The sequence below is a fragment of the Iodobacter violaceini genome, from assembly GCF_011601265.1.
GTDB classification, from domain to species: Bacteria; Pseudomonadota; Gammaproteobacteria; order Burkholderiales; family Chitinibacteraceae; genus Iodobacter; species Iodobacter violaceini.
Window position 1 is genome coordinate 164,937 of sequence record NZ_JAAOLX010000006.1, and the last position, 24,791, is coordinate 189,727.

Consider the following 24,791-nt stretch of genomic DNA (forward strand, 5'->3'; position numbering starts at 1 on the left):
CCCGCTGTTTTGCAGCGGGGCCTTTTTTTTAAAACGAATGACTAAAAAATACTAAAGTCATTAACACAAATAATGGCAATAAAATGGCACAAGACCAGGCCATGTAGCCAAAGAAGCTTGGCATTTTAATACCACGGTCTTCGGCAACGGCTTTCACCATAAAATTAGGCGCATTACCGATATAGCTCAGTGCCCCCATAAATACCGAGCCCGCCGAAATAGCCAGCAGCGTGGATGCCATTGGCCCCATCATTTGCACAGCATCGCCATGAGCCAGATTAAAGAACACCAGATAAGTCGGGGCATTATCCAGAAAGGCGGATAACAAACCCGTCATCCAGAAATACATATAATCAACCGGGCCACCACTGGCATTGCTCACGGTATTAACCAGAGGCGCTAAATGCCCTGCCTCACCTGCACGCAAGATTGCAATTGCCGGGGCCATAACAATAAAAATACCGGCAAATAACTTAGCCACTTCTAAAATTGGGCCCCAGTTAAAATCATTGCCGGCACGTACGGGCTTAGGCGTAAATTTCAAAGAAACCAGTGCTAATGCCAGTAAAATAAGATCGCGCATTAAATCCTGGATCGCCAGCTCTGTGCCTGCAATATGCCAGCTGATACCAGGCTTCCACACACCCGACATCACGACAGCAGCCACGACGGCAGCAATCAGAAAGAAATTGAATTTTCCATGGATTTTAATCGGCTTATCTTTGGTTTTATCAATCTCCAATACGCCTTCTTTTTTGAAATAATAACTATCAATAAAGTAAAACGCAGTGAGCAATAAAGCCGAAGCAAAAGCAACTAAGGGCAACATATGGCTGAAGGTCCAGAAAAAATCCACACCTTTTAAAAAACCAAGAAATAAAGGCGGATCACCCAGAGGGGTTAAGCCTCCACCGATATTAGCCACCAGGAAAATAAAAAACACCACCACATGCACATTATGCTTGCGGTTGTCATTCGCCTTAATCAAAGGACGAATCAGCAGCATGGCAGCGCCTGTTGTTCCCATAATCGAAGCCAGTACCGTGCCTAATGCCAGCAGACCTGTATTTAGCTTTGGTGAGCCATGCAGATTTCCCCAAACCAGTATCCCGCCAGAAATGGTATACAAGGCAAACAAAATCAAAATAAAAGGGACATATTCCTCAATCATTGCGTGTGCAATCACTCCCAGCGAAGCAGGCACACCAAAGACCATAGTAAATGGCAATAAGAAACACGCAGCCCAGAAAGCAGCGACCTTACCAAAATGGCTATGCCAGAAATGTGGCGCAAACAAAGGAAACAGCGCAATTGAAAGCAATATCCCTACAAAAGGCAAGGCCCAGGCCAGGCTTAATGTAGCGCCATCAAAATCTGCGGCTAAAGCAAAGCCTGGTAACAAACTTAAAGCTAGAAATAGGTGTTTTTTCATTTTTGGATAAATTCGATTTTATAACCATCCGGATCTTCAACAAAAGCAATGATGGTGCTGCCATGTTTCATTGGGCCTGGCTCACGCACAACCTTGCCGCCCTTTGCACGCACATCATTACAGCGCATATAAATATCATCTGTTTCAATCGCAATATGCCCGTAAGCATTGCCCAGATCATATTTTTCGGTATCCCAATTATGGGTAAGCTCCAGCACAGTGCCACTGGCTTCATCTTCATAACCCAAGAATGCCAGCGTAAAACGGCCTTCTGTGAAGTCAGTGCGGCGCAATAAACGCATACCCAGCACTTCGATATAAAACTGAATAGATAGTTCAAGATTGCCCACACGGAGCATGGTATGCAGCAAGCGCATGACGATTATCCAATTCAAGAAAACTTAAGTTTACCGTGTTTCTGTAAACTTGCCGCATTAACACTTTTGCATAAATTCACGATTTCTTTACCCGCATAAAACTGCACGAGGAAAGGGAAATCAAAAATACTGATGCAATATCTGCCCAAGACTACAATAAATAATATTTATTAAAATCAGAGAGTAAACAACAAATTCCGCTGATTATGACTGCAAATTTCCTCACAAGGCTTGACACAAAATCTCAATCCATTACAATGCGTCCTCTCTGAAGTGAGAGCGGGTCGTTAGCTCAGTTGGTAGAGCAGCGGACTTTTAATCCGTTTGTCGCAGGTTCGAATCCCGCACGACCCACCACTCTTCTCACTCAATGTGTGTTCAGGGCTGTTAGCTCAGCTGGTAGAGCAGCGGACTCTTAATCCGTAGGTCGACAGTTCGAATCTGTCACAGCCCACCATGATAGATGTGATATCTGGCCCAATCCAAAAGATTGGGCTTTTTGTTGTCCGCCCCCTGCACATGCCTCCATCAATCAGCGCTTAAGCACTGACTTCCACAGCGCCGTATTCTTGACACTGCCGCTTACACCAGCCAAACACCTTATATAACACACACCCCAGACCAAAAAGCATACCTTTATAAATTGTCGGCCCATTTTGCAGCAGCCCTGACTGTCTTGTTCATTGAAACAAAACCTGTCAGCGCAGCAGAAACACATATAAGCCTGGCTTGTAAGCAGGCCAATTGCTGCATCTCTTCCGGAACAATAACGCCTATGCATTCGATTCGTATTCGACTCATTGTGTTATTTATCGTGATGACCACATCCATCCTGGCTGCATTCGGCATTTATGCTCAGGGTTTGCTCTCCCATGAGCTGGAGTTGCGTTTTGAGCAATTGCAAAAAGAAACAATAAACCGGCTCACCATTAGCTTGCCCCGGCCGCTGTGGGATCTGAACCCTGCATCCGCGCATAGAATAGTAAGCGCTGAAATATTGCCCGAAGAAGTACGTGGCATTTTAGTCTTGGATCTAGACGGGGAGCGATTCGCTTCTGTACAAAAAAGCTCAGACAAGCAAATTACAAACCAATGGACAGACATTCAGGGAATTCATATTACCCAGCCGCTATACCGTGATATAGATGCCTCAAATAACACAAGCAAAAACATACCCCTTGGCGAAGTAAGCGTTTATTTCTCCAGGGAGCGCATTGATGCGGCTCTGAGCGCCAATATCTGGCGAAGAGCACTGGAAATCTTAGTCATAGACTCTATCCTGCTGCTGGCCTTTACATTCAGTTTAAGAATGGTATTTACCCCTCTGAGCCAATTGCGTGATGCCCTCTTCGCTTTATCACGCCATGATGGCGATGAAGCAGAAGAGCTGGCTGAAACGCAGCTCAGCGAGTTTAGTGAAGTCATTCAGGGCTTCAACCAGACTCAGCGCAAACTCAGGCGCATTATGGGTCGCCGCCGCCAGGCAGAAGATGCCAGTAAACAAGCCTATACCGATTTGCAAGCCGCTCAGGCATCTTTGCTTCAATCAGAAAAAATGGCTTGTCTGGGCAGCTTAGTTGCCGGTGTAGCCCATGAAATCAATACACCTGTTGGGATTGTACTGACCAGCGCCTCTGTACTCAGCGATGCAACATTTCAACTCAAAAATGCCATGAGTGATGGTGCAATTCGAAAATCTTCGGTCATGCTTTATATCGAAACAGCAGAACAGACATCCCAACTGATTATGAGCAACGCAGAACGGGCTGCCACCCTAATCCAAAGCTTTAAACAGGTGGCTGTCGATCAAACCAGCGAGCTGCGGCGGGAATACAAATTAAAAGAGTATATCGATGAGGTGATTTCAAGCCTGCACCCTGCTCTCAAACAAAACGATGCGCAGGTCACGGTAAACTGCCCGGCAGAGATTGTTTTAGAAGGCTATCCAGGTGCGATGGCACAGGTCATTACCAACCTCACCATGAATGCGCTGGCTCATGCCTTTAGCCCGGAAAAACAGGGGCAAATTGTAATCAGCGCAGAGCAAAACGGGGAGCTTGTAAAGATGAGTTTCAAAGACAATGGCAAGGGAATTTCGCAGGAACATATCGGCAAAATATTTGATCCATTTTTTACAACAAAACGCGGCCAAGGCGGTACCGGACTTGGCCTGAATATTGTATTCAATATCATCAATAAGCAATTCGGCGGCTCAATTACGGTGCAAAGCCCGCCAAATGAAGGCACTCGTTTTATACTGCAGTTTCCATCAGTCAGCCCACAAACAACGCCCGGACCGCCTTAAAAAAAATATATCAGCAAAATTATTTTTTATAAATAGTTTGACAATGGAAATTTATACGCTATAATCCGCATCTCTTTAGAGCGGGTCGTTAGCTCAGTTGGTAGAGCAGCGGACTTTTAATCCGTTTGTCGCAGGTTCGAATCCCGCACGACCCACCAGGTATATTAAGCATTTAGCCCAGTCTTCGGATTGGGCTTTTTGCTTTTTAAGCAGCCGGAACCGCTTTCAGCCCGACACACAGGTTGCTTTGTTTATCCTGCACAAACCCGCTCCCGCTCCAGTTCAAATCACACGCAGCCCATTGCCCATTCGCCTGTTTTTAATGGTGGGCGGCCTTTGCACGTCTATAACGATTTATCCCATATGCGGAGCATCGTTATGCGCTTCTTCTATGCCCTTCTCTTTATAAATTCTGCAACCATGGCTGCCGGGCTCATGCCCCAGCCAGGCCAATGGGAAATCACCAGTGAGATGCTGCCTGAACAAAAAGCAATGATAAGCCAGATGAAGCCGGAAATGCTGAAACAAATGCAGCAGCCCAATATGCGCTTTGATCTTAAAGCCGGAACCATAATCATGTCGTCCTGCTTATCCAAAGACAAAGAAACCAGCTGGCAACTGATGGGGCACAAGCAGCAGAAGAATTGCGACATGCCCAAAATCAGCAATAGCGGCAATACGGTCATTATGGATATGCAATGCCATCAGCCACACCCTTCAGCCATGCACAGCGTGATTCAATTCAGCCCGTCCAGAGACAGCTATCAGTTTGAACATCAGATAAAAGCACAGAACAGAACAATGACGGTAAAAGGCAGCGCCAGGCGGCTGGGGGATTGCAAATAAGACGTGCAAACGAAACGTGGGCAGAGCTGCCCACGTTAAGGGATATTTAGCCTTGAATGCGGAAGGTACGCAGGAATGGGGTATTGGTTTGTGGCCCGAACCAGCGATTAAAAATCAATTCAGCTTCGCCGCTTTTCTCGGTTTCTAATAATGTTTCATTAACCAGATTAAGCAGGCGTTTCTCATTCAGTTTCACCGCGACAGAAAGAATCTCTGTGGCATTTGAAAAGCTCGATAATTCATAATGCGATTTCGCAATCATTGAGTTCAAGGCACCAGCCAAAGTGGGTTCGTCATCCATCACCACATCTACAGCCCCCTGCTCTAATGATTTAACGGCATCAGAAACATCCGCATAAGCCACAACATTCGCTTTTGGGTAGAGCTTTCTGGACAAATCTTCGCCTGTGGTGCCCCTGGAGACAGCAATTCGCGCCCTGGACAAGGATTCTGAAGTGGGATATCTGCCCTTTTTACTCAAGGCTTTTTGCGAGGCAACAAAATAACCAATACTGCAGGCCACTTCACGCTCGCGCTCAGGCGTTTTGGTAAATGCAGCAACAATCACATCCACTTTGCCGGATTTTACACTGGGTATCCGCTCCACCGGGTCTACATCCTGCACCAGCAGTTTAACGCCCAGCTTTTTTGCAATAGCCGCTGCAAAATCAACGTCATACCCTGAAACAGTTTGATTTTTATTTCTTTGCCCAAATGGCGGAACATCTGCAGACACGCCCGCAATCAATGTACCACGCGCTTTAATTTTATCCAGCAGATCAGCATGCGCCAGCATGCTGCTTATGCACAGTAAACCCGCCAAAAGTAATCGTTGCATACAAAGCCCCAGGCAATAAACAGCACACCATTGCCGTATCAGATTAGAGAGAACTAATCTTAAAGCCCTTTCACAACGACAGTCATACTGTGGTAATCACCAACTGTGGAACACGCTTAACTGTGTCTGCATTCAAAAGCAGCACAATAAGCAGTTTCACTTACTTTTGACAGGTCTTTGTTACAGAATTACAACACTAACATTACATGTAAACCTTACAAAATAATGCTCGGTGTTGTTAAATTAACCACGAATTTTAAAAGTGCGTGGAAATGGTGTTGCCGTTTGCGGCCCAAACCACTGATTAAAGATTCGCTCTGCCTCACCGGTGTTTTCCATTTCGATCAGTGTTTCATTAATCAGATTCATCAAACGCTTTTCACCTAATTTAGCGGCAATGGCATAAATCTCAGTGGCATTGGCGTAGCTGGATAATTCAAACTGAGTCTTATTGGACATCTTGCTTAAAGAGCGTGCCAGTGAAGGCTCGTCATCCACCACTGCATCAATTTTTCCATCTTCTAAAAAACGCACCGCTTCAGGAATATCATCAAAAGCAATAACCGTTGCCTTTGGATACTGCTTGCGTACCAAATCTGAGCCTGTTGTTCCGCGGGCTACGCCAATATTGGCTTTTGCCAGGGATTCAGGTGAAGGAAACTTGCCCTTCTTTGATAAAACTTTTTGTGCGGCAACAAAATAGCCATTACTGCAGTTAACTTCACGCTCACGCTCGGCTGTTTTTGTAAACGTAGCAACCAGGATGTCAATTTTGCCCGTCTTGACTGCAGAAATACGCTCATTTGGATCTAAATCCTGCACTACAAGCTTTACGCCTAATTTCTTAGCAATCGCACCCGCAAAATCCACATCGTAGCCAGAAACGGTCTGGTTTTTATTTCTTTGGCCAAATGGCGGGATATCGGCACGCACACCGGCCACCATAGATCCGCGGGCTTTAATCGTATCTAACAAGTCAGCGTGAGACGCCAGGCTGCTTAATGCAAACAACGAAGCAAGCAAAAATTTATTCATTTTTATATACCCTAAAGTTGTCGATGTCATTTACAAGCCGGTCAGGATTGCACTGATACATAAGCTTTTACTAATCTTATGCGTTTGAGATAATTTAACAATAGGGGATAAATCGCAGGTGCAGCGACCTGGAAACAGTGCTAACGCTTTTTTAGCAGCAGATGAATAAAAACAGGCTGGCTTTTATGGATGACAAACGCCTTCGGTCAGGCCTCTGCCGAAAACGGCTTACTCAAAATAAAACAGCCCCGCTGCGTTTACTTAAAAACGAACGGGGCCATTAACCAAATCAAATGACATCTAACAGACGGGCTTTTCAAAGTAAATCTGCCTCAAAGCAGCCGTCACGCCAGCTTAAGACTTAATAAAGCTCCTGATCTGGCCTAACAACTCCTCTTCCTGATAAGGCTTTCCAAGGAAGGCATTCACGCCCAGCTCAAATGCGTAGTTCTTATGTTTATCAGCCGTTCGCGAAGTAATCATGATGATAGGAATCTGCCGCGTGCTTTCATTTGCCCGCACATTCCGGGTGAGCTCAAACCCATCCATGCGCGGCATTTCAATATCAACCAGCATTACATCAGGAATCACATCAGAAAGCTGTTGCAAAGCATCCACACCATCTTTAGCGGTGAGGACCTGGAAGCCTTCACGCGCCAATAAACGGCCCGTGATTTTGCGCACCGTAAGCGAATCATCCACCACCATCACCAACGGTGTTGTTTTCAGCTCTTCAGGAACCATCTGCACCGCCGCACTGCGTGTTTCACCGCGAGCGAGGAGGGTGAGCGGATTCATAATCATCACCACATCACCATTCCCCAGCACGGTTGCGCCGGTTACACCCGGAATACGGGCCAGCTGTGGTCCAATGGTTTTCACCACCACTTCCTGATTGCGTACCAGCTCATCCACATGCAGCGCCATACGCCCGGTACCACTGCGCAGCAACAAAATGGTGTTGTAGCGCTTTTGCTCTGGCACTGAGACAGCATCGCCTAAAAGCCTTGGCAGGTATGCAAAAGGATAGCGGTGATCCATCCACTCCTGGAAACGGTTCTCGTAAATTCGCTCTAAAACACCGAGCTTAATTTCCTGAACCTGCTCGATCATTCCGGAAGGAATAGCAAATTGCTCTCCACCCGCTTTAACCAGTACAACCTGGGTCACGGCCAGAGTCAGAGGCAGATAAATGGTAAAGGTTGTACCCACACCGGCCTGGCTTGATACATCAATCCGCCCGCCCAAATCACCCAGCTTATTCTTCACCACATCCATGCCGATACCACGGCCGGAAAGTGCAGTCAGCGAGCTGGCCGTACTGATGCCCGGCTCGAAAATAAGCCCGGTCACCATCTGATCACTTGCCTGCGGGCCAATTAAACCTTTTTCTACCCCCTTAGCCCGTAAGGACTCCAGATCAAGCCCTTTGCCATCATCTTTTAACACCAGAACCAGCTCATTGCCTTCCTGGCGAACTTCAACCTGTACTTCACCAAACTCTGACTTGCCCAGTGCAATCCGCCGCTCGGTGCTTTCCAGACCATGGTCGATCGCATTGCGCAGCATATGCTCAAACGGCGACATCATCTGATCCAGCACACCACGGTCTACTTCCACACGACCGCCGCGCAGCTCCAGATTGACCTTTTTACCGACTTCCTTACCCGTCTGACGGGTAAGGCGGTAAAGCCGGTCTGACAAGCTGCTGAACGGCACCATGCGTACACGCATCAGGCTTTGCTGCAACTCTTTGGTCATCCGCGCCTGCTGCATTAATGCACCAGTTGAATCATCGTGGTTTTTCAACAAGTTTTGCTGAATCGTTGCAACGTCGTTAACGCTCTCGGCAATAAAACGAGTCACTTCCTGCAAACGTGTAAACCGATCGAACTCAAGCGGATCAAAGTTGGCCTCATGGCCATCCTGAATCTTCGCCTGCATTTGCGATTCAGCCTGAATTTCCAGCTCACGGAGCTGGCTGCGCAAACGATTCACGTTTTCTGTTAAATCAAGCAGAGAGGTCTTCATGGTGATCATTTCGGCTTCAATACGCGATCTGGCGATCGATACCTCACCGGCCTGATTAACCAGCTGATCCATCAGCTCGGATTTAACCCGAATCGTGGTCCCGCTTTCCACTTCAGCAGCCACTGGAACAACGGCCTGCACAACCGGAGCAGGCTGCTTCACACCTTTTAATTCATCCGCCAGAGATTGAATCAAATCAAAATCGGCATCCAGCGCATCAAGAAGCGCAGCAGAATAGTGATTTCCTGCCGCCAGCAAACGGCTTTCCATCTGGTGAGCAACCTCACCCATACGCATGGCACCTGCCATCCGCGCACTGCCCTTGAAGGTGTGTAACAGCCGCTTCAGAGCGCCTGATTCTTTCTGCACTTCATCCGGCAGGCGTAAACCACGCAGGGAGCTGCTGATTTGTTGCATCAGCTCATCCGCTTCTTCGATGAACACGGGCAATAGCTGCTCATCAATATCGTCGGCCTGCAGGCTGTCCAGCTCGGATTTACGCTGAACATCATGCTTATCCATAAGCTGTTCAAACGGAGTAAGCGACTCCATATCCAGCAGGCTGACTACTTCTTCATCATCGTCCTGCTGATCCAGCAAGCTGCTCAGCGGTGACAGCGGCTCAGCGGCCGGCTCTGGCATAGCAGAAGGCTCAGGCAGAACAAGAGCCTCAGCCTGATCAGGCAGCACATCACTGAAGCCGGTATCTGCATCTTCATGCAGAGCTTCTGCAATATCTGCCTCATGCTGATCGTCGGATAAATGATCAAACGAACCGAGCGCTTCAATAGGTTCTTCGTCTTTAAAGATATCTGCAGCGGACTCTGCAGCAAATACCTCTGTCAGTACTTCGCTTGCAAGTTCATCATGGGATTCATGCAGGGCAAGCAGCTCATCCTGCTCAGACAACGCTTCAGCAACAGCGGTTTCCGGCTCGTCATGCAGAACGTCAGGCGCTGTAATATCCAGATCAAGCGTCGTTTCAAGCCCTGCCAGGCCTGCTGACTCATCCAGGGTTAACTCAAGCTCATGCTCTGCCTGCACAACCGGCGGCTCGATAAGCTCAAGCTCAACAAGCTGAGCTTCGGGTGTTTCATCCAGCGAAATTTCGTAGGTTTCGGCTTGCAGATTTTGTAAAGCAAGAATTTCTGCCTCTGCAAAGCCTGGCACTTCAAGCGCAAAGATCGATTCCAGCATGCTGGCAATACGAGTAACCGCCTGATCAAGTGCTGGCTCCTGCCCGATCACCATTTCACCCTGCTGCTGCACAGCATGTTCAAGGCTGTAGGCTAATTCGCCCAAGCTGCGGAAACCTGCTGTTGACGCAATACCACCCAGAGTATGCGCAGCCAGTAAATAACTGGAAGGATGGCTGTTCTTACCACCTTGCAGGGTAAGCAGATATTGAGCTGCTTCCTTGCAGAACAATGAAAATAAGGATGCCGATACTGTAACCGTGCCGATCGTCACCTCATCACTTGCGCTTAGCTCACCTTCCAGCGACACGCTGATGCTTTCGTCAGGCACGCTGGCTGCAGCATCCAGCTGTGCTCTCAGCCGCTCTGCCGAAGCAATTAAATCGCTGCCTTCTACCTGAGCAACACCCTCGCTGCTGAGCTGCTGCACCCAGCCAGAGAAAGCAGTATGGGCTTGGGCAAGCAGTTGCAATAACTCCAGTGAAGCCGTTTTTTCAATTTGCATTAACTTACTTAAAAGCTGCTCCATCGCCCATGCAACCTGGGCAATGTGGTTAAGCCCCACCATGCGCCCGCTGCCTTTAAGGGTATGGAAGCTGCGTCTTAATACAGTTAACGCTTCTCTGTCGTGCGGAGTTTGCTGGCAAACCAAAACCTGCTCAGCAATGCTGGCCAGTACTTCTGTTGCTTCTTCCAGGAACACCTCGAGCAACTCGGCATCAACGGCTTCATCCGTTGCTGGCAGAGGGCGGGATGGGTCGGCAACGGCCTGCTGTACAGGCGCACCATGGGCAACAGCATCAAGCTGCGGCTCAACTTCCAGTACTTCTAACTCGTTTTCCTGCTCATCCGCCTGCTTCGCACCGGTCAGCTTATCGATCATGCTCAGCAGTGAGGCTGGCTCATCCCTGTTTTGTGCAATGCTGTCGATATAAAAACCAAGGCAAGATAAGCCTTCAGCCAGTAACTCAAGCTCTTCCTGAGCAGGTAATAAGAGCTCGCTCTGAGTGAATTGCTCGATTCTCAGCTGGCAAGCTTGCAACAGAGCAACAGCTTGCTGTTTCTCCAGCATCAGCAGCGCACCCATAATCTGGCGCAAACCCGGATCAATCTTGCCTAATTCGCTGCCGTTATCAGGCTGGCGGAACCATGCATCAAGGATATCTTCAACAGTTTGTAAATTACTGCGCATTTCATGCGCCAGCTGGGCTTGCAACAAACGTTCTTGTGCCTGCCGGGTAATTTCATCCAGATGAGGGACTTCATTTTTCAGAGAGGGGTTCAGCAGCCGCTGACACATGGCCTCAACCTGAGCAGGGAAGTCTTCTGCAATCAGGGGATAAATGGTGAGGCAGTTATCAATCAGAAGCAGAGCGGTAGCGACTTCCAGCGCATTTGCATCGCTGGGGGCCTTCTGATTTAAGCGTTGTACCGATGCAGAAATCGCTGGCCACAACTGATCCAGCCCCGGAATACCCAGGGGCTCGGCACGCTGGGCGAGCGGTTCAAAACCTGCAATAAATGAACTTAAGCGCTCAAACTGGCCGGAGCAAACACGGCCCCAGCTTTCTTTACATGTATCCAGCTCGTCGCGCAGAGTGCGCGCCAATGAATGGCGGTACTCAGATGCAGGCGAAAGCAGATCGCTGTCTGCGCCTGGCAGAAGGCTTTCTAAAGCAAAAGACTTGCGCAGCGCTAATGCCAGTGAGCTGCTGGTTTCCAGCATCAGTAATGCGTACAGAATATCGCGGTATAAACGCTCGGCAACCTTGCCGGAGCCATCGCTCAAACGGCGCAATTGCATATTTAAGCGGAGTACCAGTTGTTTCAGATCGACATCTGGCTCAGTCTGGCCCTGCTGATGGCTTAAGCCATCCAGTAAACCAGCAGCTGCCCACCAAAAGTGACGGGAAATTGCCAAAGACTGAGTAGCCGCAATCTCGGCCAGATTTTTAGCCATCACGCCTGCCGCAGCTTTGTCATGAGCGATCCAGCTCAGCAGTACAGCTTCAAACCGCAGACGACGCGCACGGACAAATGGCCCGGTTTCATTCGCTGCTAATGTACGGGCAGGTAACCCTTTAGGCAGGGATAATTCGGCAAGCTGAGGAAAAAACAACTCCGAACCGCTGTCTGAAGCCTGGCGCAAAGCTGCCATTTTTTTAAAGCTGGCCAGTAATCGAAGCGGCTGATTGGGCGCGCCCACAGCAATTTGCTCAAGATAGCGGCTGGCCTCAACAATAGAGCGCTGAATAATAGCCAGCGTGTCGGCGTTAATCTCATCTGCAGCCAGCGTTTGTTCAATTTCTTCACAGAAACGGGCAAGGCCGGTGAGCTCAACCATTTGCACAGCACCATAGGCCTGATGCAAAAAGGTTCGGGCATGTTTCAGCAGTGCGCTGTCTTTGGTCTCGCCAAACTGAGCCAAAGCTTGCGACGCTTTTTGTAAAGTTTGCTCGATTTCGCTCTTAACCCAGACCAGAGAGCCCAGATCGAATTCGGTATGCGCGCTCATTTAAAGCCTATTTTCAAGTAACACTTCAACGTAATTCAAAGGTATGCAGGAATGATCAGGGCTTTCCCCTGCACCATCCTGCAATACCATGACCTAAAACCAGTCCGATTAAAGCTTAAAGCCCGAAGCGGAGTCTTTCAGCTCTTGCGCCAGAGAGGTCAGCTGCCCCACCGCGATCGCAGATTGTTTTGTACCTGCAGTCGTTTGCTCAGTAATGGCCAAAATATCACGCATGGATAAGTTAACCTTACTTGCCAGCTGGGTCTGATCTTCCGTTTCATGCGCAATCGATTCAATCAAACGCGCCAGATCACGGGAAACCTGACCAATCTCAGTCAGAGCCTGACCCGCCGCATCAGATAGCTTCGCCCCTTCAACCACACCCTGAGTGGAAACCTCCATCGCCGCTACCGCATCATGGGTATCGGTCTGAATCGTTTTCACAATCGCACTAATCTGCTTCGTCGCTTCGCCTGAACGTTCCGCCAGGCGCTGCACTTCCTCAGCAACAATCGAGAACCCACGGCCCGCATCACCCGCCGCCGCCGCCTGAATCGCAGCGTTCAGAGCCAAGACGTTGGTCTGTTCGGTAATGTCTGAAATCAATTCAACGATTTCACTAATTTCTTGTGAGCTTTCACCCAGACGTTTAATCCGCTTCGCTGTTTCCTGAATCTGCTCGCGAATATCGCCCATACCCTTAATCTGATTCTGTACCGCCTCAGCACCCTTTTCAGCAGCCATCAGGGATGACTGCGCCACGTTAGCTGATTCGGCAGCATTACCCGATACACCACGAATCGATGTCACCATCTGCTCAACCGTTTGGTTGGTGCCCTCAATCTCAACAGACTGACGCTCCGCAGCGGCCAGCAATTCATCAGAAATACCCTGAGCTTCCTGCGTGGCTGAAGTAACCTGCCCTGTTGCGCGGTTAATCTTGGTAATCAGGGAACGCAACTCTTCAATCGTGTAGTTAATCGAGTCAGCAATCGCCCCGGTCAGATCCTCTGTAACCGATGCACGAACAGTCAGATCCCCGTCCGCTAAGTCAGCCATTTCATTCAGCAGGCGCAAAATCGCCTCCTGGTTCTTTTTATTCTCAGCTTCCAGTACCAAACGACGGCGTACCGACTCTTGGTTAAACACCGAAACCAATTGGTACAGAGCAAACAAAGCAACAACAACGAAAATAAACTCTAAGAAACCAGTAACAAAGCTGCCTGTTTTGTTTTCATAGGCATCAGCAAGATCGCCAGTATCTTTCAGTAGTTTTTCTGAATCAGTAACAATGCTTTGGCTGGCCAGTCGCGAGCTAACCAGGGGCTGCATGTTTTTAGAGAAGGAGGTAATAACCACTTCAAAATCGCGGAAGCGTTTATCAATTTCTTTTAATTTTTCAATCAGAGCCGGATTGTTGACCGCGCGAATTTGTAAATCCGGGTTTTGGCCATCCAGAAACGCAGTAATGATTTCATCGAATAAAACAGAGTCTTTACCCAACAAAGACACCACTTCAGGGTTGATCAGATCATCACCAAAAACCGTATTGGAGTTTTTGGCCATACGCTGAGACAGCATGGATAAATGCTGTGCGTATTCCAGATCGTGTGCTGAGCCGCCATTGGCACCCAACATTTTGGCAAATTCCTGAGTGTTTTCCAGCAGAATTGCATCATTTCGGTTAATCGTTAAAACAGACTGACCAATCGTAACCAGCGCTTTTTCCTGCTTAAGAATCGTATCAACAGTAGGGCGTGCCGCATTGCTGCTAAAAGACTTTTTCCAGATGGCATTAACCGAATTAATCAGCTGAGTTGGGTTATGCGCCAATAAGCTGGCCAGCAACCCACCACCCGACAACTGCTTCAAGTTATCGTCAAAGCGGATGTATGCGTCTTTTAAAATGGGGAATGCTTCTGCCTTACCCTGTACGGCCTGAGTGGATGCACGGGCAATACGCTGCGAAAGCATCTGCATTTCAGTAGAAACCGCACGACGCTCAGCGTTATAAGACGAAGCTTGGAAAGCCAAAAACGCCGTGATGATAAACAAACCGGCAGACAACAACATCACCGCAAGTAAAATAGCCATTTGCTGACGAATAGGCAGCAGGCCAATCAGTGGCAGTGGTTTTTTTAACTGTGATTCATCGGCTTCTGGCAGGCTCAGCTTGCCCATAATCCATGTTGTTTTAGTCGGCTCATAAGTTGTATTCGCCGAAACAGGGGCTGCCTGTTTTCTTCCGGAAAAAAGGCGCTTAACGCCATCCAGATTCAGTGCCATTGTGTATTACTCCCGATCCTGTATCTATTTTTTATGGCTGCTGCTAATCAGCAGACCATTAAAACAACCACACCCTCACCACAACGCCCAGAGAAACCAACAGAAAAACTCAATAACCGCTTAAGATGAGATTTCTGCCTAATTCTTTCTGCCAAACGCTTTTATGCGGGGATGCTACGTTTTTCAACGGCCAGCTATATTTGACCTGTTTGTAAAAAAGCAGGCTGTGCAACTAAAGCCTGAATATCTAAACATCGCCACGAAACACCTGCCGCATCGCGATAAGCATCCCCTGTCCAGGCAGATGAACGCGTGAGCAAAGAATCAGGCGTTAAATCAGCCAAATGCTTTAAACCAAGCATACGATCAACTAAAACAGCGCAATGCAATATATGCCGGGAATGTATTAACAATAATCGGGCAGCAGGCGTGGCCGATAAACTACCCGACCCCATAAATGCAGCCAAATCACTGACACTCACCAGATTTCCGCGCAAATTTGCGACCCCCCTGAACCAAGGCTGAACCAGAGGAACAGTCGCAATTGCAGGTAAAGGCATTACTTCAGCGACATCGGATAAATCGACCAGCCAATTCTCACCACCGATCTTTACGCCCAAACGAGCATCCACTTGAGCTGTAGAGGTAACGCTTTTTAATCGCGCCATTACCCCTTCTTGATAGTCACGCAGGCTAATCCGTTTGGCCATGGTTTTTCCGCTGAAAGAAGCTTCAATTTATTTACACACAAAATCGCTGGCGCATCAGGCTAAAACCAAAACTATATATGACGATGACTTAGCACCATTGCATATAAAAATATCGGTTTTTACGAGTGAAATTCCATTCGCACCTTACATGCTTTTCGCGGGCATATTGATTTTTTAAAATCAGCCCGCGATCTTAATTTATGCACAACACACTATTTTTACAAAGCCGCAATTTTGGAAAGTAATTCCTGCGGGTCAATAGGCTTTACTACGTACTCCACAGCACCCTGGCGGCGTCCCCAAACCATATCTGTTTCCTGGTTCTTAGAAGTGCACATAATAATTGGAATATGCTTAGTCAGCTCATCACGGCTAATTGTGCGTGTGGCTTGAAAGCCATTCATGCCGGGCATGACAACATCCATCAAAATCAAATCGGGCATCAAGTCTTTCACTTTTGCCACGGCTTCTTCGCCTGATTCAGCGGTCATGACCTGAAAACTATTTTTAGTGAGCAACTCACCCAAAAAATGGCGTTCAGTTGGTGAATCATCGACGATCAATATTTTTTTAATACTCATTGCAATCCTACCCATAGTCAAACGCTGCGAATATGCGCAGCAACAGCCAATAACAGGCTGTCTTTAGTAAAAGGCTTAGTTAAATACTCATCAGACCCTACCATTCGTCCTCTGGCACGATCAAATAAACCATCTTTAGAAGACAGCATAATAACGGGGGTTGTTTTATAACGTGGATTCTTTTTAATCAACGAGCAAGTTTGGTAACCATCCAGCCTTGGCATCATCACATCAACAAAGATCACGTCAGGCAAACGATCACTGATTTTAGCTAAAGCATCAAAACCATCTTCTGCAAGAATGACTTCGCACCCCGCTTGCCCCAAAAAAATCTCCGCACTTCTGCGAATGGTATTACTGTCATCAATCACCATGACTTTTACTCCGGCGAGCGTTGACATTACATTTCCCCTTTTCAAAAGCCAGTATGTTTTCAGTATGGTTTTATCAGGAGCTGGCAGAAATCATCATGATATGGCGCAGTATATGCGCTCAATTTTATCTGCAAGCGCTCTTAATCATAAAATAATAAGTTAATACTAAGTCAAGATGCAGAGATACAGAAAAAAAAGAAACCCCGGTCTGAGCAGGCATCGACCGGGGCCATACAGGCTTTGGCACGTTGCCAAAGCACCCGCTCAGGGAGGAAAAAGCGGGAGGTGCAGGGGCGCACCTAGAATCAAGATAGAACTATGTCATAAAACTGCAAGCCCCTTTACTCCCCGTCTATCGGCTCTGAATGCTCCGAGCTGGCCTCTGCCTGCGACGCCTGGTAATTCATGGCATCAAACCAGCCACCAACTACCTTTTCTGCAATATCTACTCCTAACTTTTTAGAGCTGGAGAACAGCTGAACGGTAATCATCGATTCGTCAGCAAACTCAGCCTCTACCTTACGCAAAATCGCCGTCTGTTCCTGACGATTTAACTTATCGCATTTAGTCAGAATGCAATGGATAGGTTTACCTGTAGGGCGGAACCAATCCAGCATCTGACGATCAAGCTCAGTCAGCGGACGACGTGAATCCATAATCAGCACTAAGCCAATCAGATTGCTACGGCGCACCAAGTACTGGCTTAATAATCTTTCCCAGTGTTGCCTAACTGACACAGGTACTTCAGCATAACCGTAACCAGGTAAATCGACTAGTCGGTTATTAGCATTACCAAATTGAAAATAATTGATGTGTTGAGTACGGCCCGGTGTTTTAGAAACAAAGGCAAGCCGCGTATGATTGGCCAGTGTATTAATAGCACTGGACTTGCCGGCATTAGAGCGTCCGGCGAATGCAACTTCCATACCGTCAGCCGGAAGAGCCTTCAGGTCGTTAACGGTTGTCAGGAATTGCAAGCCTTGGAAAAGCGACATTGGGTAACCACTGTGGTTTGTGAACGGGTCTTGTTATAGAATACCAGCAATTGAATAATCTTCGGCCGGTTCAACTTATTGCAAAATTACTGCGATGCTCGCAGCAGGTGCTAAAAACAACAAAAATCCTCATTTACTTTAGTAAATTCCAGTTTTTTTGTCCCGCCTGCCAGAGGCCTGCCCCGTTTAATTTTTCAACAAGCTGATATACCCGGCTACTTGCACTTTTGAGGACAAATGCTTATGCGCCGTGCGCCTGTTGCAGCAATCATTGCCACACTATTGATGGTGGCCCCAACCGCGTTTGCCGCTGACGGCACGAAAGCAGATCCGGCAAAAGGTAAACTATTGGTCGAGCAAGTCTGTGCAGCCTGTCATGGCATAGATGGCAATAGCGCAGCTTCTGCCAATCCAAGCCTTGCAGGCCAACATCCTGAATATATTGTAAAACAATTGAACGAGTTCAAGACTGCTAAGCGAAAAAATCCCGTTATGATGGGTATGGCAGCGCCTTTATCGCCAGCTGATATGAAAAACGTTGCGGAGTATTTCTCTGCCCAGCAAGCTAAAGATCGCGGCGCTTCTGATAAAGCCCTGATTGAAGCAGGTAAAAAAATCTACCGGGGCGGCATTATGGCTAAGGGCGTACCTGCCTGTATGGCCTGTCATGGCCCGTCTGGCGCAGGGATTCCAGGCCAGTACCCGCGTATGGGTGGCCAGCATTCAGCCTATACGCTGGCGCAGCTGACTACTTTCCGCAGCGGCGAGCGTAACAACAATACGGTCATGACCGATGTTGCGGCCAGATTGTCAGACGCTGAAATCAAAGCCGTGGCTGAATACATCCAGGCTTTGCATTGATCAGACCGTAGAATGCACAGGTTTTTTGTCATGAAAAACCTGTGTTTCTATGCCTTACCGGAACTTTATCCGGTATCAGGGCTCTTTAGCTGACTAAACCAGCTTATTTAGCAGATCCCTAAAACAAGGGGCCTTTAGCCCCTTTTTGAATTCTATGACACCCAAAACTTCATTCCCAAAAGCATTGTACGAATTATTTTCGTCAATGCGTTTTGCCGTAAGCCTGCTGACTATTCTCGCTATCTCTTCGATTATTGGTACGGTTTTAAAACAAAACGAACCTTACGCCAATTATAAAATTGAGTTTGGTGAGTTCTGGTTTCAAGTATTTCACCCACTTGGCTTGTTTGATGTCTACCACAGCGCTTGGTTTTTGCTGATACTGAGCTTTCTTGTGCTATCAACCAGCCTGTGTATCTGGCGGCAAATGCCCGGAATTTGGAAAGATATTCGGGGCTATCGTGAAAACGCCAGCAATAATTCATTGCGCTTGATGTCGCACAATATCGAATTAAACAACGAATTACCCACCGAAGACGTTATCGATACACTAGCTGACCGGGGATACCGCAGCCGCATTCGTGAAGAGAATGGCCAGGTCTTGATTGCTGCCAAAAAAGGCAGCTTTCAGCGTTTAGGTTATGTATTTGCCCATGCGGCCATTGTGGTGATCTGTATTGGTGGCTTGCTTGACGGGAATGTGCCGCTCAAATTAACCGAGCTGTTTGGCTTTAAAACACCAGAAACGCGCGATTTACCGCAAAGTAAAGTCCCCCCACAAAGCCGCTTGCCCGAAGATAATTTATCTTTCCGCGGCAATGTCACCCTGCCCGAAGGCTCAGTTGGCGATGTGATTTTCTTAAATGCAGGCCAGGGGTATTTTGTTCAGGATCTGCCCTTTGCAGTGCGCCTGAATAAATTTTATATCGAGCATTATTCAACCGGGCAACCCAAACTCTTTGCCAGTGATATTGATTTACTGGACAAAAAAACTGGAACCGTACTTAAAAGAGCCAAAGTAGAAGTCAATAAACCTTTAATTTACAAAGGGGTAGCCGTTTATCAAGCCAGCTTTGGCGATGGTGGCTCCCTGCTGAAAATGCAGCGCTGGAATTTAAACAATCACAGCGCTCAAGCATTTGATGTTCGCTCGCAATCCAGCCAGAGCATGCAAATCAATGGTCAGGCTTATCAATTAGAAATGGGTGATTTCCGCCCGTTCAATATTGAAAACATGGGCAAAGTAGCCAATAACGCGATGGCAGTCAGCAAATTTGCCCAAGCCATGGCCTCAGCGCAAGCGGTACAAAGCGAGCACAACCTCAAAAATATTGGCCCGTCGATTCAATTTAAATTACGCGATAAAAACGGCCAGGCCACTGAATACCTGAATTACTTTGCTCCATTTTTTGAAAATGGCGCTGGCTATGCCGTTACAGGCATGCGCACCGAAGTAGCAGCTCCATTCCAATTTATTCGTATTCCTCTGGATAAAGACATGGAACCGGCTACCTTTATGCGTTTGCGGGCCAGTCTGCTTGATAAATCGCTTTACCCGGAAATTGCCCGCCGGACTGCGGCAAAAGCCTTCCAAAGCGGCGGGATTACTAAAGAAGGCGAAGCGCAATTTAAAGACGTCACCATTGGGGTACTTACACGCTTTAGTGAAGGGGGTTTCCCTGCCATCGAAAGTTTCCTGGATCAGAAAGTGCCCAAAGAGCAGCGCCAGACTGTAGCCCAAACCTACATCAAGATCCTGCAGGGTACGGTGATTGATGCAATGGATGTCGCGCAAGGAAAAGCGGGCCTGCCTGTACTGCCGATTGATGAAGCACAATACCGCTTTCTGATGGATAGCCTGGTCGCAGTCAGCAGCCTGTATGAATATGGCCCGCCAGTCTGGCTGCAAGCCAGCAGCTTTGATGAAGTCAAAGCCAGTGGATTTCAAATTACCCGTGCACCCGGCCAAAATATTGTGTATTTAGGTTCTTTATTATTGGTGATCGGTATTTTCTCTATGTTTTATATTCGTGAAAACCGGGTTTGGGTACGCCTTGCAGCTGGAAAAACCCTGATTGCCATGAGTAGTAACCGCAAGAATTCTGATCTGGATCGTGAATTTACTGAGCTCACCACTGATTTGGCTGCAAAAGGAAAAACACCATGAATATCTCCAAGCGCCGCTTATCACCATTCGACATGGTGTTTACCGGCCTGATTATCGCTGCGGGCCTGTTTGCCTATAAGCGCTATGCCGCATTTATGGATTATTACGAAGAAGGCATCTTATTGGCCGCTGTTGCAGCCATTGTGTGGTTTGGCCGCTTCTGGCCAGCCATGCGGGTTTTTCTGCCTGTCAGTGCACTTTTTTCACTTGCAAGCATTGGCTTGTATCAAGGCACGCTTGCTAACGGGCAAAACGTTTTTTGGCTCAAGTATATTTTGTCCAGCCAATCAGCTGTTATGTGGATGTGCGTGCTTTATTTGCTGGCAACCTTAATGTACTGGCTGGGAATGTTGCGTCGTTCCAACACCGCACTCGGCATCGCAAGCAGCTTAACCTGGGCCGCTGCATCGGCAGCTCTGATCTCGAAATTAGTGCGCTGGTATGAAAGCTATCTGATTGGTGCTGACGTTGGCCATATTCCTGTTTCAAATTTATACGAAGTCTTTATTCTGTTTTGCCTGATTACAACACTGATGTATCTGTACTACGAGCAAAAGTTTAAAGCACAAGGAATGGCCAAAACCATGGGCGCCTTTGTGCTGCCCATTATCCTGGCTGCAGTCGGTTTTATTCTTTGGTACAGCGTTGATCGCCAGGCACATGAAATTCAGCCACTGATCCCCGCGTTGCAATCCTGGTGGATGAAAATACACGTCCCTGCCAACTTTGTAGGCTACGGTGCTTTTGCCCTTTCAGCGGGGCTGGGTGCCGCCCAGCTTTTAGTTTCAAAAGGCATTTTATCCAGCCGCCTGCCAAGCTACGAAACACTTGGCGAGGTCATGTATAAAGCCATCTCGATTGGTTTTCTATTCTTCACGATTGCTACCATTTTAGGAGCAATGTGGGCCGCCGAAGCATGGGGTGGTTACTGGAGCTGGGATCCAAAAGAAACCTGGGCGCTGATTGTATGGCTGAACTATGCCTCATGGCTGCATATGCGCTTAGTAAAAGGCTGGCGTGGCAATGTGCTGGCATGGTGGGCGCTGATTGGCCTGCTGGTCACCAGCTTTGCCTTTATTGGCGTAAATATGTTTTTATCCGGCTTGCATTCCTATGGCGGCCTTTAAGTAGTAAAGCATTTATTCCTGCTTATATCATATAAAAAATCGCTCCTCATTCAGGGGCGATTTTTTTATGTATTTTTCTAATAAGTATAAGAGTGTAGTTTTATAAGATTTAAACAAATATAAACATATCCATCATTAATTTTTTATATTATTCATGTTGGCTTATAGGTCAGAGTACGTTAACCTATTTACACACAATCCTCTCTGGTCATAAAAATGGATCAGCCGCGCTTCACTAAGACCGCAAAAGGTAGTAAAGAAATTGAAGAGCGCAGCGGCTTGCTTTCTTCAGTTGCCCGTCGCATTTTAATTATGGTCGACGGAAAAAGAACCCGCAGCGATCTGTTACAGGCATTTAGCTTAGCCGAATTAGAAGAAGGCCTCTCAAGGCTTGAGCTGCTTAAAATGATAGAAGAAAGCAATGGCCCGGCAAACGGCCACGAAGGGGTGAGTATCAATCAAAGGGCGCTCGCTCAAATCCGCCAGATGATGTATATGAGTAATCAGCAATATCTGGCTGGCCAGCTAGACCGCTTTTTAGATAAAGATTTTGCGCTTATTCACGACCGGGCAGGTTTAGAACCGGTATTAGAACACTGGCATCGCCTGTTATGCGATGCAGGCCATGAAGTCACCGCTTATGCCTATCTCCGGCAAATTAAAACCACGCTGGGGTGGAGCAAGAAATAGCCAGTGGCCACAGCTGTTTTATTAAATATATTCAATGACTTACGCTACAAGTGGCGCATACGGCTTTGCGTTTCTAATTGCAAAATTTGCTGCTTGTGCTTTGCGCTGATTTTAAATTTTTCTGTATCTTCATTTTGAATCAGCGCATTAAAAGCAGGCAAAGCCAATTCATCGTTTTGCCGCGCCAAATGCCACTGAATTAAAGCCATATTACAACGGTTTTGTAATGGTTTTATACCACCTGACTCTGCCAGACTTAAAGCCTGCAGCAATATTGTACCGGCATTATTTTCACCCAATGCCAGCAATACTTCAGCCAATGCTGTTAAAGCATGGGCTTTTCCCCATAAATTATCATTTTGATCACTCAGAGTAAAAGCAGTTTCAAGCTCTATTTTAGCCTGAGCCCATTGTTTTTGTTCCGCATGTACAACACCCAGATAATAAATTATTTCAGCCGACCAAATAGGATTTACAACCGATTGCTGTAATAGTTTTTCTGCTTCAGCCAGACATTGCAAAGCATATGAAAAGCGTTTTAAGCGGCAGGCATCGCTGGCCACATTCAGCAATACCTCACACTTTAAATGATCACTGCCTAATTTTCGTGCCAGCTCCAGTGCCAGTTCATTAAATCCCAATGCAGCCTGATTATCACCAAAGCCAATATAAACCTGGCTAATGCCCATATATATACGGGCACATAGTTTTCTATTTTTTAATTTACGCGCAATGACGAGCGCATCAGACCAATAATCAAGCGCAATCAGCGGTTCATTGCTTAATAAATGCGAAAACCCCAGCAGGATCAGGGTTTCGGTTTGCTCCTTAAGGCACCCCGCCGCTTTAAAACTCAGCATGCCCGCTAAAAATGCCTGCTGCGCCTTAAGATGCTCACTTAAATGCTGCCATGAATGCCCCAGAATCACCTGAGCCAGCGCCATCAGCCGGGGCTCATCAAAAGTGTTCTGCAGCAGTTGCCTGGCCTCGGCCGGTGCAGGAGGCGAGCCACAATATGATTCCCTGGCCAGGATTTCCAATTGGGCGGCAAACTGTAGTTTTGCGCTCATCGGGTTTCTTCATCCCAAAACAATTGTCCCAGCCCCTGCCGCTGCCCCAGAAAAAAAGCCAGATCAGCCCGAAGTTGTAAAATTTCGGCAGTATCCCCTGCCTGAAAAAATGCCCCGCCCATGCTGATACTCAGGGACTCAGGCAAATGGGCATATTCCAATAAAGCAATATCCTGCTGCACTCGTGCTGAAAATTGCTCTATCTCCGCCTTATCTAAAGCCAAAAATACCAATGCAAACGTGCCAGATCCACTGCAAACCAAAACAGCCTTAGCCGGCAAATGGCGCTGTAAAATGCGTGCCAGCTGATGATATGCAATGCTGGCCAGCTCACTGCCAAACACCTCACGGATACTGGCAAACTGATCAATCCCAATGCTAAGCATGCAAAGCGCAACATCTTCACGAGCCTGATCCAGCAAACCCGGCCAGCATATTTCCAGATAGCGGGCATTATGCAGGCCAGTCAGCTCATCACGGAAAGTGACGTTTTCCAGCTCCTGCACCTGCTGATGCTGTGCCACGTTTTTCTCACGCAATAATTCAATTTCAATTTCACTGGTCATATGCCGCAGCTTGTATTCCACCGCAGCCAAACGCCTGGGGCGTGTTTTTTTCTGTGCTTTGGAAGCAATCTGCAAGGCCTGCATAAAATGAGCCGCTGATTCAGAGAACTGCCCCAGCGCCTGACAGGCACGAGCCAGCTCTGCGTGTACTTCACGCTGGGCATTTGGAAGTAAGTGCATGTATTTTTGAACAATACTCACGCCATCGTGATACTCAGAGCGCACCTTAGCCCTGCCCTGCAACTTAAGCAGGGACAGACCACAACTAGCCATCGCCACCGGGTCATCCTGATACAGCACGAGCGCCTTTTCAATCAGGCTGAGCGCTGGCAGCCATTGCTCCTGCACAATGCAAAGCTGGCTTAAGCGCTCCAGCAAATAAGGACATTGGTATAGCTGAGGGTTCGCCAAGACCTGCTGCATCATGGCGCGGGCCATCTCTTGCTGGTTTAATTCCCACAGATCGGCAGCCAGACCCAGCCTTGCTGCACAAATCAAGTAATCATCGTCCCCAGCCAGTTGCAAGCCATACTGGTTGAGCGCTAACGCCCGCTCTGCCTGGCCCGTTTCACGGAATAAATGCGCCAGCTCGATCCAGTAAATGGTTTCATTTCCTCTGGCCTCAAGCGATTCCTCGATACCCGCCAAAAAGCTAGAAACAGCCAGAGCATGCTCGCCCTGCCGGTAGAAGCTGCGCCCTTTAAGCAGGCGCTCTTGCTGGTGACTCATGGTGATCTTTACATCCGGGCTGGCAGTACAAAAGGGCTATACGTCATAAAAAACAGAGCA

At 47.7% G+C, this 24,791-nt stretch carries 18 protein-coding genes and 3 tRNA genes; 9 read left to right on the forward strand and 12 right to left on the reverse strand.

Annotated elements, in window-relative coordinates:
• Positions 1-28 precede the first annotated feature (28 nt).
• Together HA050_RS12935 and gloA are read right to left on the reverse strand one after the other, a co-directional pair.
• Positions 29-1,432, reverse strand: coding sequence for a sodium:proton antiporter (locus HA050_RS12935; protein WP_166826787.1), 1,404 nt, complete (start codon positions 1,430-1,432; stop codon positions 29-31).
• Positions 1,429-1,809 carry a lactoylglutathione lyase gene (gloA, locus tag HA050_RS12940; RefSeq protein WP_099396583.1) on the reverse strand — a complete coding sequence of 127 codons (381 nt, stop codon included), beginning with the start codon at positions 1,807-1,809 and terminating at the stop codon, positions 1,429-1,431. The genes HA050_RS12935 and gloA overlap by 4 nt, the downstream gene beginning before the upstream one ends.
• Before the next feature lie 281 nt (positions 1,810-2,090).
• Between gloA and HA050_RS12945 the strand changes: the two genes are divergently transcribed.
• The 5 genes from HA050_RS12945 to HA050_RS12965 all read left to right on the forward strand — a co-directional run bounded on the left by HA050_RS12945 (position 2,091) and on the right by HA050_RS12965 (position 4,960).
• Positions 2,091-2,166: transfer RNA gene (locus HA050_RS12945), tRNA-Lys, on the forward strand.
• A gap of 24 nt (positions 2,167-2,190) precedes the next feature.
• Positions 2,191-2,266: transfer RNA gene (locus tag HA050_RS12950), tRNA-Lys, on the forward strand.
• Positions 2,267-2,584: 318 nt separating this feature from the next.
• A complete protein-coding gene (locus HA050_RS12955; protein ID WP_166826790.1) occupies positions 2,585-4,114 on the forward strand; it encodes a sensor histidine kinase in 1,530 nt (509 codons plus the stop codon).
• 82 nt (positions 4,115-4,196) lie between these two features.
• Positions 4,197-4,272: transfer RNA gene (locus HA050_RS12960), tRNA-Lys, on the forward strand.
• 277 nt (positions 4,273-4,549) lie between these two features.
• Complete coding sequence (locus HA050_RS12965; RefSeq protein ID WP_166826819.1) at positions 4,550-4,960, forward strand: DUF3617 domain-containing protein; 411 nt, start codon at positions 4,550-4,552, stop codon at positions 4,958-4,960.
• Between the two features lie 46 nt (positions 4,961-5,006).
• On the opposite strand, the gene HA050_RS12970 is transcribed toward HA050_RS12965, so the two are convergent.
• The 8 genes from HA050_RS12970 to yihA all read right to left on the reverse strand — a co-directional run bounded on the left by HA050_RS12970 (position 5,007) and on the right by yihA (position 17,521).
• Entirely contained in the window at positions 5,007-5,798 is a 792-nt protein-coding gene (locus HA050_RS12970) for a transporter substrate-binding domain-containing protein (RefSeq protein ID WP_166826820.1), read from the reverse strand.
• Between the two features lie 243 nt (positions 5,799-6,041).
• Positions 6,042-6,833: a transporter substrate-binding domain-containing protein gene (locus HA050_RS12975; RefSeq protein ID WP_165928701.1), complete on the reverse strand. Its 792-nt coding sequence runs from the start codon at positions 6,831-6,833 to the stop codon at positions 6,042-6,044.
• A 354-nt stretch (positions 6,834-7,187) separates the two neighbouring features.
• Positions 7,188-12,575 carry an Hpt domain-containing protein gene (locus tag HA050_RS12980; protein ID WP_166826821.1) on the reverse strand — a complete coding sequence of 1,796 codons (5,388 nt, stop codon included), beginning with the start codon at positions 12,573-12,575 and terminating at the stop codon, positions 7,188-7,190.
• Positions 12,576-12,683: 108 nt separating this feature from the next.
• Positions 12,684-14,861, reverse strand: a complete 2,178-nt coding sequence (locus HA050_RS12985; RefSeq protein WP_166826823.1) for a methyl-accepting chemotaxis protein — start codon at positions 14,859-14,861, stop codon at positions 12,684-12,686.
• Between the two features lie 194 nt (positions 14,862-15,055).
• Positions 15,056-15,571, reverse strand: a complete 516-nt coding sequence (locus HA050_RS12990) for a chemotaxis protein CheW (protein WP_166826825.1) — start codon at positions 15,569-15,571, stop codon at positions 15,056-15,058.
• Positions 15,572-15,789: 218 nt separating this feature from the next.
• Complete coding sequence (locus HA050_RS12995) at positions 15,790-16,152, reverse strand: response regulator (RefSeq protein WP_166826827.1); 363 nt, start codon at positions 16,150-16,152, stop codon at positions 15,790-15,792.
• Between the two features lie 17 nt (positions 16,153-16,169).
• Complete coding sequence (locus HA050_RS13000) at positions 16,170-16,553, reverse strand: response regulator (RefSeq protein WP_099396593.1); 384 nt, start codon at positions 16,551-16,553, stop codon at positions 16,170-16,172.
• Positions 16,554-16,867: 314 nt separating this feature from the next.
• Positions 16,868-17,521 (reverse strand): ribosome biogenesis GTP-binding protein YihA/YsxC, encoded by a 654-nt coding sequence (gene yihA / locus HA050_RS13005; protein ID WP_099396594.1) that lies wholly within the window; start codon positions 17,519-17,521, stop codon positions 16,868-16,870.
• 237 nt (positions 17,522-17,758) lie between these two features.
• Here yihA and HA050_RS13010 point away from each other — a divergent pair, with 237 nt between their 5' ends.
• The 4 genes from HA050_RS13010 (at position 17,759) to HA050_RS13025 (ending at position 22,366) form a co-directional block, all read left to right on the forward strand.
• Entirely contained in the window at positions 17,759-18,382 is a 624-nt protein-coding gene (locus HA050_RS13010; RefSeq protein ID WP_308418903.1) for a c-type cytochrome, read from the forward strand.
• 205 nt (positions 18,383-18,587) lie between these two features.
• Positions 18,588-20,549 carry a cytochrome c biogenesis protein ResB gene (locus HA050_RS13015; RefSeq protein ID WP_240929065.1) on the forward strand — a complete coding sequence of 654 codons (1,962 nt, stop codon included), beginning with the start codon at positions 18,588-18,590 and terminating at the stop codon, positions 20,547-20,549.
• A complete protein-coding gene (gene ccsB / locus HA050_RS13020; RefSeq protein WP_166826831.1) occupies positions 20,546-21,676 on the forward strand; it encodes a c-type cytochrome biogenesis protein CcsB in 1,131 nt (376 codons plus the stop codon). The genes HA050_RS13015 and ccsB overlap by 4 nt, the downstream gene beginning before the upstream one ends.
• Positions 21,677-21,892: 216 nt before the next feature.
• Positions 21,893-22,366, forward strand: coding sequence for a hypothetical protein (locus HA050_RS13025; RefSeq protein WP_166826833.1), 474 nt, complete (start codon positions 21,893-21,895; stop codon positions 22,364-22,366).
• 44 nt (positions 22,367-22,410) lie between these two features.
• Here the strand turns inward: HA050_RS13025 and HA050_RS13030 are convergent, their stop codons facing one another.
• Together HA050_RS13030 and HA050_RS13035 are read right to left on the reverse strand one after the other, a co-directional pair.
• Positions 22,411-23,436, reverse strand: a complete 1,026-nt coding sequence (locus HA050_RS13030) for a tetratricopeptide repeat protein (protein WP_166826836.1) — start codon at positions 23,434-23,436, stop codon at positions 22,411-22,413.
• Positions 23,433-24,731, reverse strand: coding sequence for a diguanylate cyclase domain-containing protein (locus tag HA050_RS13035; RefSeq protein ID WP_166826857.1), 1,299 nt, complete (start codon positions 24,729-24,731; stop codon positions 23,433-23,435). The genes HA050_RS13030 and HA050_RS13035 overlap by 4 nt, the downstream gene beginning before the upstream one ends.
• Positions 24,732-24,791: the final 60 nt, after the last annotated feature.

Excerpts from the sequence above, each read along its gene's own strand:
- gloA (WP_099396583.1), bottom strand. The coding sequence starts at position 1,809 with ATGCGCTTGCTGCATACCATGCTCCGTGTGGGCAATCTTGAACTATCT.
- HA050_RS12975 (WP_165928701.1), bottom strand. The coding sequence starts at position 6,833 with ATGAATAAATTTTTGCTTGCTTCGTTGTTTGCATTAAGCAGCCTGGCG.
- HA050_RS13015 (WP_240929065.1), top strand. The coding sequence starts at position 18,588 with ATGCGTTTTGCCGTAAGCCTGCTGACTATTCTCGCTATCTCTTCGATT.
- HA050_RS12970 (WP_166826820.1), bottom strand. The coding sequence starts at position 5,798 with ATGCAACGATTACTTTTGGCGGGTTTACTGTGCATAAGCAGCATGCTG.
- HA050_RS12995 (WP_166826827.1), bottom strand. The coding sequence starts at position 16,152 with ATGAGTATTAAAAAAATATTGATCGTCGATGATTCACCAACTGAACGC.
- HA050_RS12935 (WP_166826787.1), bottom strand. The coding sequence starts at position 1,432 with ATGAAAAAACACCTATTTCTAGCTTTAAGTTTGTTACCAGGCTTTGCT.
- HA050_RS13025 (WP_166826833.1), top strand. The coding sequence starts at position 21,893 with ATGGATCAGCCGCGCTTCACTAAGACCGCAAAAGGTAGTAAAGAAATT.
- yihA (WP_099396594.1), bottom strand. The coding sequence starts at position 17,521 with ATGTCGCTTTTCCAAGGCTTGCAATTCCTGACAACCGTTAACGACCTG.
- HA050_RS12985 (WP_166826823.1), bottom strand. The coding sequence starts at position 14,861 with ATGGCACTGAATCTGGATGGCGTTAAGCGCCTTTTTTCCGGAAGAAAA.
- HA050_RS13000 (WP_099396593.1), bottom strand. The coding sequence starts at position 16,553 with ATGTCAACGCTCGCCGGAGTAAAAGTCATGGTGATTGATGACAGTAAT.
- HA050_RS13035 (WP_166826857.1), bottom strand. The coding sequence starts at position 24,731 with ATGAGTCACCAGCAAGAGCGCCTGCTTAAAGGGCGCAGCTTCTACCGG.
- HA050_RS12955 (WP_166826790.1), top strand. The coding sequence starts at position 2,585 with ATGCATTCGATTCGTATTCGACTCATTGTGTTATTTATCGTGATGACC.
- HA050_RS12990 (WP_166826825.1), bottom strand. The coding sequence starts at position 15,571 with ATGGCCAAACGGATTAGCCTGCGTGACTATCAAGAAGGGGTAATGGCG.
- HA050_RS13030 (WP_166826836.1), bottom strand. The coding sequence starts at position 23,436 with ATGAGCGCAAAACTACAGTTTGCCGCCCAATTGGAAATCCTGGCCAGG.
- HA050_RS12980 (WP_166826821.1), bottom strand. The coding sequence starts at position 12,575 with ATGAGCGCGCATACCGAATTCGATCTGGGCTCTCTGGTCTGGGTTAAG.
- HA050_RS12965 (WP_166826819.1), top strand. The coding sequence starts at position 4,550 with ATGCCCCAGCCAGGCCAATGGGAAATCACCAGTGAGATGCTGCCTGAA.
- ccsB (WP_166826831.1), top strand. The coding sequence starts at position 20,546 with ATGAATATCTCCAAGCGCCGCTTATCACCATTCGACATGGTGTTTACC.
- HA050_RS13010 (WP_308418903.1), top strand. The coding sequence starts at position 17,759 with ATGCTTATGCGCCGTGCGCCTGTTGCAGCAATCATTGCCACACTATTG.